This window comes from Rathayibacter sp. AY1A7, assembly GCF_002930845.1.
Taxonomy (GTDB): Bacteria; Actinomycetota; Actinomycetes; order Actinomycetales; family Microbacteriaceae; genus Rathayibacter.
This window is the reverse complement of the sequence record NZ_PSTL01000003.1, coordinates 92,464-104,296: the sequence shown is the minus strand read 5'-3', so window position 1 is coordinate 104,296 and position 11,833 is coordinate 92,464. Positions and strand designations below refer to the sequence as shown.

The following is an 11,833-nucleotide window of genomic DNA, read 5'->3' as shown; positions in this document are numbered from 1 at the left end:
TACGCCGCGACCCTGACGGGGGGCAGGATCCGCCGACGGCGTCCCACGACCCGGGACATGGCCGCCACAGGAGTCCTCGCGCCGGTGACGGCGGACCCGGCCGGCGGAGCGGATCAGCGGTGACGCCCGCGGCACCCGAACCGGTCGGAGTGCTGTGCGTCCCGAAGCCCTCAGCCGAGAGCCGCCACCCGCTCGATCACGCCCTCGCCCAGCCGGGCGACGTACCCCTCCGGATCCGGCCCGGCCGGCGCCAGCTGCACGTGGTCGATCCCCAGCGCCGCGTACTCCTCCATCGCGCGGACGAAGCCGTCGGGGTCGCCGATCGGATCGCCGCCCCCGGTGATGGTCTTCGTGATCGTCGCGTAGTCGCGCCCGAGATCGTCGCAGTGCCGCTTCAGCACGTCCAGCTTGTGCGCCACGTCGTCCGCGCCGGTGCCGAACAGGTTGCAGGCGTCTCCGTACTGCGCGACCAGCCGCAGCGTCTTCCTCTCTCCGCCGCCGCCGATGAGGATGGGCGGGCCGGGCTGCTGGATCGGCGCCGGGTGGTTCAGCGTCTCGGCGAGCCGGTAGTGCATCCCCTCGAACGGCCCGTCGTCGTCGCTCCACATCTGACGGCAGATCCGCAGCGTCTCCTCCAACCGCTCGAACCGCTCCTTCAGCGGCGGGTACGGCACGCCGAGCCCGAGGTGCTCGCGCTCGTACCAGGCGGCGCCGATGCCGAGCATCGCGCGCCCGCCGGAGAGCACGTCGAGGGTGGTGACGATCTTCGCGAGCAGTCCCGGATGGCGGTACGTCACGCCGGTGACGAGGAGCCCCAGCCGCATCCGCTCCGTCCGGCCGGCGACGAAGCCGAGCGAGGTGTAGCCCTCGAGCATCGGATCCTCGCTCGTCGCGAAGTGCTCCATCTGGAAGTAGTGGTCCATCAGCGTGAACCACGCGCAGCCGACGTCCTCGGCCGTCCGCGCGGTCGCTCCGAGGATCGGCGCGATCCCCGCGCTTCCGCCCGGAAGGGTGAAGTTCATGAAGTGAATGCCGAGCTGCACGCGCGTCTCCTGTCGTCCCGGGATGTCCAGGAGCCAGTGTGCGCCGAGCCACCGCTCAACACGCCGACGCGCCCGCCTCTGAGCGGCGTCTCATCCGTTCCGCGGCGTCTCGGCCGATCGCGCCCGTCGAGGCGCGGCCGCGCTCACTCGCAGACGCGGAAGCGGTTCCGGCCGAACCCGACGACGTCGCCGACGACGAGCTGGCGCCCGCGGCGCAGATCGACTTCGCCGTTGACGGTCACCATCCCCTCGGCGACCGCCTCCTTGGCCTCGCCGCCCGAGAGGATCCCCGCGAACTTGAGGAACTGGCCCAGGCGGATCGACCCGCCGCCCAGCGGGACGTCGACGGGCTCGGGGACGGCAGCAGCACGTGTCACGTCAGACCGCCGGGATGTCGGCGAAGCGCGAGAAGTGGCCGTGGAAGCCCACGGTCACCGTGCGGGTCGGGCCGTTGCGGTGCTTGGCGACGATGAGGTCGGCCTCGCCCGCGCGCGGGTTGTCCTTCTCGTAGGCGCTCTCGCGGTGCAGGAGGATCACCATGTCGGCGTCCTGCTCGATCGAGCCGGACTCGCGGAGGTCCGAGATGGCGGGGAGCTTGTCGGCGCGCTGCTCGGGGCCTCGGTTCAGCTGCGAGAGCGCGATGACCGGCACCTGCAGCTCCTTCGCGAGGAGCTTGAGGGCACGCGAGAACTCCGAGACCTCCTGCTGGCGGCTCTCGACCTTCTTGCCGGAGGTCATCAGCTGCAGGTAGTCGATGACGACCATCTTGAGCCCGACCCGCTGCTTGAGCCGGCGGCACTTCGCCCGGATCTCGACGAGGGTCATGTTGGGCGAGTCGTCGATGTAGAGCGGCGCGTCGTTGATCCGGCCACGGGTGGAGGCGATGGTCGTCCAGTCGCGCTGGTCGACCGTGCCCTTGCGCATGTGCTGCAGCGGCACGGACGCCTCGGCCGAGAGGAGGCGCATCGCGATCTCGCTGCGCCCCATCTCGAGGGAGAAGAAGATCGTGGCCATGTTGTGCTTGATCGCGGCGGCGCGGGCGAAGTCGAGCGCCAGCGTCGACTTTCCGAGCGCGGGGCGCGCGGCGACGATGATCATCTGCCCGGCGTGGAAGCCGTTGGTCAGGTCGTCGAGGTCGGCGAAGCCGGTGGGGACGCCGGTGAAGCTGCCGTCCTTGTGAGCGGCCGCCTCGATCTCGTCGATCGCGACGGTCACCGCGTCGGTCAGCGGGACGTAGTCCTCCGCCGTCTCGGAGCCGGTGACGTTGTAGATCTCGGCCTGCGCCGTGTTGACCAGGTCGAGCACCTCGCCCTCGCCCTGGTAGCCCATCTGCGCGATGCGGGTGCCCGCCTCGACGAGGCGGCGCAGCAGAGCGCGCTCGGCGACGATGGAGGCGTAGTACCCGGCGTTGGCCGCGGTGGGGACCATCGAGGTGAGCGTGTGCAGGTAGTCGGCGCCGCCGGCCCGCTGCAGCTCGCCCTGCTTCGTGAGCTCGTCGGTGACCGCGATGACGTCGGTCGGCTCGCCGTGCGAGTAGAGGGCGAGGATCGCGTCGAAGACGATCTCGTGCTTGGGGATGTAGAAGTCGGTGCCCTTCACGCTCTCGACGACGTCGGCGACCGCGTCCTTCGAGAGCAGCATGCCGCCCAGCGCCGACTGCTCGGCGAGGAGGTCGTGCGGAGGGGTCCGCTCGTTCCCGCGCGACTCGCCGCGGTCTCCGCGACCGTCCCGTCCGTCCGAGCCGGGTACCGCCAGGTGCGCGATCGTCATGCCTTCGCCTCCTCCTGTCGGGTGCTGCGCGTCCGGTCGAGCCGGTGCCGGGATCCGGTCTACCAGCGACCTCCGACAGCGGCGCACGGGCGCCTGCCCGCACCCCTCGCGGGGCGCTGCGCCACCCTACGGACCGCCGCCCGCGGCACGCAAACCGCCCTGTGGAGAGAGCTGTGCAGAACCGAGGGGAAACGCCGGGACCACTGTGGGCAACATGTGGACAACCCTGTGGGATCAGCGGCTCTTGGCAAGTTTTTTCTGGCCTCTGACCAGGCATTCACCGCTTTCCACAGGTGTGTGGGGAAAAGAGACTCAAGACCACAGTGAAGGTTGGTCCCGCTGAAGGGTGTATGTGGATGGAGCTGTGGAGAACGGGAACGACGAAGGGCGGTGCGAGGGACTCGGAAGTCCCGTCGCACCGCCCTCCGCGGCGTTCTCGCGGCCTTACTTGGCCGCGACCACCTGCAGCTTCACAGTGGCCTGGATGTCGTCGCGCAGACGCACCACGGCCTCGTGCTCGCCGACGTGCTTGATCGCGTTCGAGATGACGATCTTGCGCTTGTCGAGCTCGCCGAATCCGGCCGCCGCCACCGCGTTCGCGATGTCGGAGGTCTTCACCGAGCCGAACAGGCGGCCGTCCTTGCCGGCCTTGACCGTCAGCTTCACGCGGTTCGCCTCGAGGACCTGCTTGGTGTGCTGGGCCTCTTCGATGGTCTTGTGCTCACGAGCGGCTCGCGCCGACTTGATCTGCTCGACCTGCTTCTCGCCACCGCGGGTCCACGCGACGCCGAAGCCCTGCGGGATGAGGTAATTGCGGGCGAACCCGTTCTTCACGTCGACGACGTCGCCGGCCGAGCCGAGTCCGTCGACCTCGTGGGTCAGGATGACCTTGGACATACCGTTACCTACCTTCCGCTGCCGGCGTAGGGCAGGAGCGCCATCTCGCGGGCGTTCTTGACGGCACGGGCGATGAGGCGCTGCTCCTGAACGGAGACGCCGGTGATACGACGGGCGCGGATCTTCCCGCGCTCCGAGATGAACTTGCGGAGGGTCGCGACGTCCTTGTAGTCGATGACACCCACGCGGACCGACTTCGCGGGGGCCGCGTTCTTCGCGCCCTTGCCGCGGATCGGCTTGCGGCGGTCGCCGCTGCTCTTTCCAGCCATAGTGGTTTCCTTAGATTCTGGTTCGCCCCTGCCCCGCCGCGAGCGATCGCGGTGCGGGGGAGGCGTGATTCAGGTGAGGAGAGCGTCCGAGCCGAGGCTCAGAACGGCGTCTCGTCGTTGTAGCTGCCCGGCGTGCTCCACACGTCGCCACCGGCGGGAGCGCTCGGCGCCCACGGCTCCTCGGCCTGACCGCCACGGTTGCCGCCGGCGTTGCCGGAGCCCCCCTGACCGCCGCCGCCGAAGCCGCCCTGGCCGCCGCCGATCTGACCGCCGTTGCCCTGGCCGCCACCGGCCTGGCCGCGTCCGCCTCCACCGGAGGCGCGCGTGACCTGCGCGGTCGCGTAGCGCAGCGAGGGCCCGATCTCGTCGATCTCGAGCTCGATGCTGGTGCGCTTCTCGCCTTCCTTCGTCTCGTAGGAGCGCTGCTTCAGGCGGCCGGTCGCGATGACGCGGCTGCCCTTGGTCAGCGTTCCTGCGACGTTCTCGGCGAACTCGCGCCAGACGGAGGCGCGGAGGAACAGCGCTTCGCCGTCCTTCCAGTCGTTCGCCTGACGGTCGAAGGTGCGCGGCGTGGAGGCGATGGTGAAGTTCGCGACCGCGAGCCCGCCCTGCGTATAGCGCAGCTCGGGGTCGGCGGTGAGGTTCCCCACCACGGTGATGATCGTCTCGCCGGCCATGAGCGCTACGCCTTGGGAGCGGCCGAGGCCTTGGCGGCCTTGCGGGCGGCCTTCTCGTCGGCGAGCTTCGCGGCGGCCGCGACCTGGGCGATGCCCTCTTCGGCCCGCAGCACCTTGGTGCGCATGACGGCCTCGGACAGCTTCAGCTGACGGTCGAGCTCGTTCGCTGCGGCGGAGGTCGACGTGAAGTCGACGACGGCGTAGATGCCCTCGGACTTCTTGTTGATCTCGTACGCCAGACGACGGCGGCCCCAGACGTCGACCTTGTCGATGGATCCACCATCGGTGCGGATGACGTTGAGGAACTTGTCGAGACTCGGAGCGACGGTGCGCTCATCGATCTCGGGGTCCAGGATGACCATGATCTCGTACTGATGCGTCACTAACCCACCTCCTTCGGACTGAACGGCCACGGTATTTCCGTGACAGGAGGGTATGTAGCATCTGCCCACTCCCGCGGACGCGAGTGCGTCTGGTCGTGGACAACCTGTACAGACTACAACAGGACCGCCGCGACGCGCCGGACGGATCCGCTCGAGGCGCACCAACCCGGGTGCAGGGCGGGGCGGGCACGCGGCCCGGCTCAGCGCCTCAGCGAGACGCCCACCACTCGCGGAGCCGCTGCGTCGCGACCTCCTCGCCGAGCGGCCCCTCCTCGAGCCGCAGCTCCAGCAGGAACCGGTACGCCTGTCCGACCTCGGGGCCCGGGGCGAGGCCGAGGATCTCCATGATCCGCGTGCCGTCGAGGTCGGGGCGCTTGGAGGCGAGCTCCTCCTTCTCGGCGAGCTCCGCGATGCGCGCCTCGAGGTCGTCGTAGGCGTGCGCGAGCCGGTCGGCCTTGCGGCGGTTGCGCGTGGTCACGTCGGCGCGGGTGAGGATGTGCAGCCGCTCGAGCAGGGGCCCGGCGTCGGTCACGTAGCGGCGCACCGCGGAGTCGGTCCACGCGCCGTCCGTGTACCCGAAGAAGCGCAGGTGCAGCTCGATGAGGCGGGCCACGTCCTTCGTCGTCTGGTTGTCGAACTTGAGCGCGCGCAACCGCTTGATCGCGAGCTTGGAGCCGACCAGGTCGTGGTGGTGGAAGCTCACCGCTCCGCCCGGCTCGAGCCGCCGCGTGGCCGGCTTCCCGATGTCGTGCAGGAGGGCGGCGAGCCGCAGCACCACGTCGGGCGCGGCTCCGGGGTGCCGCGACTCCTCCAGCGCGATCGCCTGCTCCAGCACGGTGAGGCTGTGGGTGTAGACGTCCTTGTGGTGGTGGTGCTCGTCCTGCTCCAGGCGCAGCGCGGGCAGCTCCGGGAGGAAGCGACCGGCCAGACCGGTGTCGACGAGCAGCTCCAGGCCGGCACGGGGCGAGGCGGTCGCGAGGAGCTTCCGCAGCTCCTCCTGCACGCGCTCCGCCGAGACGTCGTCGATCCGGCCGGCGAGCTCGGCCATCGCCCACTCGACCTCGTCGGTGGTGCGGAAGCCGAGCTGCGAGGTGAAGCGCGCGCCGCGGAGCATCCGGAGCGGATCGTCGCCGAAGGAGAGGTCGGCGGGGGAGGGGGTGCGCAGCCGGCCGGCGAGCAGGTCCTCCACTCCTCCCGAGGGATCGACGAGGACGACCTCCGGGAGCCGCAGCGCCATCGCGTTGACCGTGAAGTCGCGCCGCACCAGGTCGCCCTCGAGCGAGTCGCCGAACTCGACCTCGGGCTTGCGGCTCACCCCGTCGTAGCTGTCGCTGCGGTAGGTCGTGATCTCGACCGTCTCGCCGGCCACGCGAGCGCCGATCGTGCCGAAGGCCCGGCCGATGTCCCAGTGCGCCTCGGCGATCGGAGCGACGATCCGCACGATGTCGTCGGGGCGCGCGGAGGTGGTGAAGTCGAGGTCGTGCACGCCGTGGCCGAGGAAGGCGTCGCGGACCGGGCCGCCGACCAGCGCGAGCTCGTGGCCCTGGGCCGCGAAGGCCTCCGCCAGCCGCGTCACCGTGGGCGTCCCCGCGAGCGCGCGGAGGGTCTCGAGAGCGGTCTGGACGCTGTGCATTCGCACGATCCTAGTGGCGGGGGGTGTCCCGTCAGCGGGTGACCGTGCCAGGGGGTTACAGGGAGAACCGCGTGCACAGCGGACGCACCGCCTGCCCCGAGGAGGGCTGCCCGTAGAATCACCCGCATGGAGGCCGAGTGAGTCCGATGCATCGGCGCGACCCCTCCCTCCGCTCCCGCCGCTCGCGGGCGGCCCTCCTCCTGCTCCGCTCGGCAGGTGCTGCCGCCCTCTTGCTCGGCCTGACCGGCGTGGCCTCCCCCGCCCTGGCGGCCCCGATCTCCGCCGCGACGGCGACCTCGACGCCCGTTCGAGGCACCGTCACCACGACCGCCGGGGCCGGCAGTGACGGCGTCCTGCGGCCCGGCCAGGACCTCGAGCTCTCGATCGCCGTGCGCAACGGCACCACCGAGGCGATCGACAGCGCCGACGTGACGGTCGCCCTCTCCTACGCCACCCTCGACACCCGCGCGGAGCTGCACGACTGGCTCGACGCCGAGGCCGACAACGACACCGACCCGGTCCGTGCGACCGCCCAGCTGCGCCTGCTGCCCTCCAGCACCGCCGAGGCCGGCCTCACCGTGCCGGTCGACCAGATCCCCTTCTCCAACGACCGGACCGCGCTCGGCACCCACGCCGTCCTCGTCACGGTCACCGGCCCAGGTGGTGTCGTCTCGACCGCCCGCACGGCCGTCGAGCTGACCGACGACGCGGCGGCCCCGGAGCCCGAGACCGGCGTCAGCGTCCTCGTCCCGCTCACCGTCCCGGACACGGCCGACGGCCTGCTCTCGGCCGAGGCCCTCGCCGACTACACCGACGGCACGGGGACCCTCACCCGGCAGCTCGACGCGGTCGCGGGGAAGGGCGTCACGATCGGGGTCGACCCGCGCATCCTCGCCTCGATCCGCATTCTCGGCAGCGCCGCTCCGGAGTCCGCCCTCGACTGGCTCGACCGGCTGCAGTCCGTGCCGAACGAGCGCTTCGCCCTGCCGTACGCCGACGCCGACGTCTCGGCCCAGGCGCAGGCCGGGCTCTCCGCACTCCTCTCTCCCACCTCCTTCGAGTACGCGATCGACGACACCCGCTTCGCCGCGGTCCCCGGCACCGCCAGCCCGGCGCCCACGGTCGCCGTCGACTCCGACCAGCCGGCCGAGGACCTGCCAGCGCGTCCGAGCACCGAGTCGCTGCTCGCCTCCGACTGGAGCACCTCCCTCGGCAGCGTCGCGTGGCCCGACGAGGGCACCCTCCGGGGGTCGGACCTCGACGTCTACGCGGCCAGCGGAGTGAACCGCACGGTCGTCCCCTCCTCGGGTCTCCTGCTGCCGGAGGAGGTGACCACGACCTCGCGCGCCACCGTCGGCGACTCGGACCTGGTCGTGGCCGACTCGCGCCTCACCGAGGCGTTCGACGCGGCCGCCACCGCCACCGACGACACCGAGTGGCGCGCCCGCATGTCCGAGATCGCCACCGATCTCGCCGAGGTGCAGGAGGAGGGGACCACGCCGGACGTCGTCCTCACCCTCGGCCGCGGCTCGGCGATCGGCGCCGCGCGCCTCTCCGAGACCCTCGACGCGATCGAGTCGCTGCCCTGGGCCCGCGGAGTCGTCCTCTCCACCGCCCTCGCCGTCCCCGCGACCGAGGGCGCGAGCGTCGTCGACTCGCCGGAGTCGGAGTCGCGGCTCGACCGGGTGCGCGACCTGCTCGACGCCGGCTCCGAGGTCGAGGCGTTCTCCTCCGTGCTGCAGGAGCCGGAGCTGCTCTCGGGCAAGAGCCGCAACGACGTGCTGGCGCTGCTCTCGGTGACCTGGCGCGGAGACGGCAGCGGCTGGGGCGACGCCGTCGGCGCGGCCATGACCGAGGCCGACCGGACGCTCTCGCTGGTGTCGATCGACGCGACCGGCAGCATCCTGCAGGTCTCCCGCGACTCGAGCATCCCCGTGTACGTCCGCAACGAGCTCCCCTGGCCGATCGCCGTCCGCATCCAGGCCTCGCCCTCGAACGCCGTCCTCGACATCGACGAGGAGGCGATCGAGACCACCGAGATCGACGCCCGCTCGCAGGGCCGCGTCCTCATCCCCGTGAAGGCCCGGGTCGGCAACGGCGAGACGAGCCTCGGCCTGCAGCTGACCTCGGCGCAGGGCGTCCCCATCGGCACCCCCACGGGCATGACGACCAGCGTCCGCGCCGACTGGGAGACCGTCGGCACCCTGGTCATCGGGATCGCGCTCGTCGTCGTCTTCGGAGCCGGCATCCTCCGCAACATCCGCCGTCGCCGTCGAGGCGACACCCCAGAGGACGAGGAGGACCCGAACGCCGTGCTCGAGGTCCAGCCCGACCTCGACGACCAGCGATCGGACCCGCGTGGCTAGCTTCTCCCTCGGACGCGCGAGCGCCGTCCTCGCCTCCGGCACGATGGTCTCGCGGATCCTCGGCTTCGTCATGTCGATCGTCATGGCGAACACGATCGGAGCCGCGGTCGCGCCGGGCGCGGACGCCTTCACGACGGCGAACCTGCTGCCCAACACGATCTACTCGATCATCGCGGGCGGCGCTCTGAACGCCGTCCTCGTCCCGCAGATCGTGCGGGCGGGCCTCGACGCCGACGGCGGCCGCGGCTACATCAACCGCCTGCTGACCCTGGCGCTCGGCCTGCTCCTGGTGACCACGATCGCCGCCACGGTCCTCGCTCCCCTGCTCGTGCGCCTCTACGCGCCCGGCTACGGACCGGAGCAGTACCAGCTGGCCGTCGCCTTCGCGTTCTGGTGCCTGCCGCAGGTCTTCTTCTACGGCCTGTTCACGATCCTCGGCGAGGTGCTCAACGCCCGCGGCTCGTTCGGCCCCTTCACCTGGGCGCCCGTGCTGAACAACGTCGTGGTGATCGCCGGGCTCGTCGCCTTCATGGTGCTGTTCGGCGCCGATCCGGAGGGGAACCGTCCGGTCGACTCGTGGTCCCCGGCGATGGTCACCCTCCTCGGCGGGAGCGCGACGCTGGGCATCGTCGTCCAGTCGCTGTTCCTGATGCTCTTCTGGCGGAGGGTCGGCCTCAGCTACCGCCCCGACTTCCGCTTCCGGGGCGTCGGCCTCGGCACGGCCGGGCGGATGTCGCTGTGGTCGTTCGCCACGGTGCTGCTGACCATCGTCGCCGGCATCGTCGAGAGCCAGGTCTCCTCCACCGCGTCCGGCGAGGGGCCCTCGGCCGCGGCGCTGCAGAAGGCGTGGCTGATCTTCATGCTGCCCCACTCGGTCATCGCGATCTCGATCGCTATGGCGTACTTCACCAAGATGAGCGGCCACACCGCGCGGGGGGAGATGAAGGAGTTCCGCTCGGACGTCTCCACCTCGCTCCGCCTGGTGCTGATGATGCTCGTCTTCGCCGCCGCCGCGATCGTCGTGGTCGCAGTGCCGTTCGGCTCCGTCTTCACCGACTCGTACGCGGACGCGCAGGCCATCGGAGCGATCGCCATGGCCTACGTGATCGCCCTGCCGCTGTTCTCCTCGATCGCCATCATGCAGCGCGCGTTCTACGCCCTGAGCGACGGAGCGCGGCCGTTCCTGTTCACCCTGGTGCAGGTCGTCGTGGCGGTCGCCGGGTACCTGATCGTGCTCCGGCTCCCCGCCGACCGCACCGCTGTCGGCATCGCCGCTGCGACCTCGCTCGGCATCTGCGTGCAGGCCCTCGTGGCGGCCCTCCTCCTGCGCCGCCGGCTCGGCGGCCGCGGAGGCAGGCGGATCCTCGTCAGGCTCGCGCAGTTCGTCCTCGCCGCGGTGCCCTCCGCCGCCGCCGGCTACGGCGTCCTGGTCGCCCTCGGCGGCACGCGCGCGGGCGGTTTCGCCGTCTCGAACTACGTGGAGCCGCTGCTCTCGATGGCCGCGATCGGCACCGTGATGGCGCTCGTCTACTTCGCGGTCCTCTGGTTCCTCCGGGTGCCGGAGCTGCGCGCCGTCCTCGCTCCGGTGCTCCGCCGACTGGGCCGCTGATACTGCTCCAGTAAATACCCGGTCAGAGGCCCTTTCCGGTTCTGCTGAGTCGACCGGACCGTAGCGCTGCCCACGCTACCGGGCCCGCGGAATAGTGCCCGCCTAGGATGTGTTGTAGCCCACGGAGCCGCGGAACGATTCGAGCGACCGGCTCCGGGTGCTCGGCTCCCGCCCCACCCGTCACCGCTCGTACAGACCCCGAGGAGTTGCCGTGCGCGACATCGTCATCATCGGATCCGGCCCCGCCGGCTGGACCGCCGCCATCTACGCGGCGCGCGCCGAGCTGCACCCGGTGGTCGTGGCCTCGTCGGTCGAGATCGGCGGCGACCTGATGAACACGACGGACGTCGAGAACTTCCCCGGCTTCCCCGACGGCGTCCTCGGCCCCGAGCTGATGACCTCGATGCAGGCGCAGGCCGAGAAGTTCGGCGCCGAGACCTTCTACGACGACGTCACCTCCCTCGATCTCGAGGGCGAGGTCAAGACCGTCCACCTCGGCTCCGGCGAGAGCATCGAGGCGAAGACCGTCGTCGTCGCGACCGGATCCGCGTACCGCAAGCTGGGCCTCCATGACGAGGACCGCCTGTCGGGACACGGTGTCTCGTGGTGCGCCACCTGCGACGGCTTCTTCTTCAAGGGCAAGACCATCGCCGTCGTCGGCGGTGGCGACTCCGCCATGGAGGAGGCGACCTTCCTCACCAAGCACGCCGCGAAGGTCTACGTGATCCACCGCAAGGACTCGCTCCGCGCCTCGAAGGTCATGCAGAAGCGCGCCTTCGACAACGACAGGATCGAGTTCATCTGGAACGCCGAGGTCACCGGCATCACCGGCGAGAACCACGTCGACGGCGTGAAGCTGCGCGACACGGTCGACGGCACCGAGTCCCACCTCGACCTCGACGGCCTGTTCATCGCGATCGGCAACGACCCGCGCACGCACGTCGTGCACGGCAAGCTCGACCTCACCACCGAGGGCACCATCTCGGTGGTCGGCCGCTCCTCCCAGACCTCCGTTCCCGGCGTCTTCGCCGCCGGCGACGTGATCGACCCGACCTACCGTCAGGCCGTCACCGCCGCGGCATCCGGAACGGTCGCCGCCCTCGACGCGGAGCACTACCTCGCTTCGCTCGCCGATGGCACCGCCCACACCGAAGGCTCACCCCGGGCCGAGCTCATCACCCGCTGA

The 11,833-nt window shown here is 70.9% G+C and carries 11 protein-coding genes; 3 read left to right on the top strand and 8 right to left on the bottom strand.

Annotated elements, in window-relative coordinates; translation table 11 throughout:
• Positions 1 to 170: 170 nt before the first annotated feature.
• The 8 genes from C5B95_RS04160 to C5B95_RS04125 form a co-directional block, all read right to left on the bottom strand.
• On the bottom strand, positions 171 to 1,043 hold the full coding sequence (locus C5B95_RS04160) for an LLM class F420-dependent oxidoreductase (protein ID WP_181067993.1): 873 nt from the start codon (positions 1,041 to 1,043) through the stop codon (positions 171 to 173).
• Positions 1,044 to 1,186: 143 nt separating this feature from the next.
• Positions 1,187 to 1,420: an RNA-binding S4 domain-containing protein gene (locus C5B95_RS04155; RefSeq protein WP_104348541.1), complete on the bottom strand. Its 234-nt coding sequence runs from the start codon at positions 1,418 to 1,420 to the stop codon at positions 1,187 to 1,189.
• A 1-nt stretch (position 1,421) separates the two neighbouring features.
• Positions 1,422 to 2,813 (bottom strand): replicative DNA helicase, encoded by a 1,392-nt coding sequence (dnaB, locus tag C5B95_RS04150; RefSeq protein ID WP_104225797.1) that lies wholly within the window; start codon positions 2,811 to 2,813, stop codon positions 1,422 to 1,424.
• 444 nt (positions 2,814 to 3,257) lie between these two features.
• Entirely contained in the window at positions 3,258 to 3,710 is a 453-nt protein-coding gene (gene rplI, locus C5B95_RS04145) for a 50S ribosomal protein L9 (protein ID WP_104222692.1), read from the bottom strand.
• Positions 3,711 to 3,718: 8 nt separating this feature from the next.
• On the bottom strand, positions 3,719 to 3,979 hold the full coding sequence (rpsR, locus tag C5B95_RS04140) for a 30S ribosomal protein S18 (protein WP_055784551.1): 261 nt from the start codon (positions 3,977 to 3,979) through the stop codon (positions 3,719 to 3,721).
• Between the two features lie 98 nt (positions 3,980 to 4,077).
• A complete protein-coding gene (locus C5B95_RS04135; protein ID WP_104222691.1) occupies positions 4,078 to 4,656 on the bottom strand; it encodes a single-stranded DNA-binding protein in 579 nt (192 codons plus the stop codon).
• Positions 4,657 to 4,661: 5 nt separating this feature from the next.
• On the bottom strand, positions 4,662 to 5,039 hold the full coding sequence (gene rpsF, locus C5B95_RS04130; protein ID WP_068207796.1) for a 30S ribosomal protein S6: 378 nt from the start codon (positions 5,037 to 5,039) through the stop codon (positions 4,662 to 4,664).
• Positions 5,040 to 5,247: 208 nt separating this feature from the next.
• Positions 5,248 to 6,672, bottom strand: coding sequence for a CCA tRNA nucleotidyltransferase (locus C5B95_RS04125; RefSeq protein ID WP_104348540.1), 1,425 nt, complete (start codon positions 6,670 to 6,672; stop codon positions 5,248 to 5,250).
• A 146-nt stretch (positions 6,673 to 6,818) separates the two neighbouring features.
• Between C5B95_RS04125 and C5B95_RS04120 the strand changes: the two genes are divergently transcribed.
• The 3 genes from C5B95_RS04120 (at position 6,819) to trxB (ending at position 11,833) form a co-directional block, all read left to right on the top strand.
• Positions 6,819 to 9,038 (top strand): DUF6049 family protein, encoded by a 2,220-nt coding sequence (locus C5B95_RS04120; RefSeq protein ID WP_104348539.1) that lies wholly within the window; start codon positions 6,819 to 6,821, stop codon positions 9,036 to 9,038.
• Entirely contained in the window at positions 9,031 to 10,647 is a 1,617-nt protein-coding gene (gene murJ / locus C5B95_RS04115; protein WP_258059789.1) for a murein biosynthesis integral membrane protein MurJ, read from the top strand. Before C5B95_RS04120 ends, murJ begins: the two co-directional genes overlap by 8 nt.
• 211 nt (positions 10,648 to 10,858) lie before the next feature.
• Positions 10,859 to 11,833 (top strand): thioredoxin-disulfide reductase, encoded by a 975-nt coding sequence (gene trxB / locus C5B95_RS04110; RefSeq protein WP_104222688.1) that lies wholly within the window; start codon positions 10,859 to 10,861, stop codon positions 11,831 to 11,833.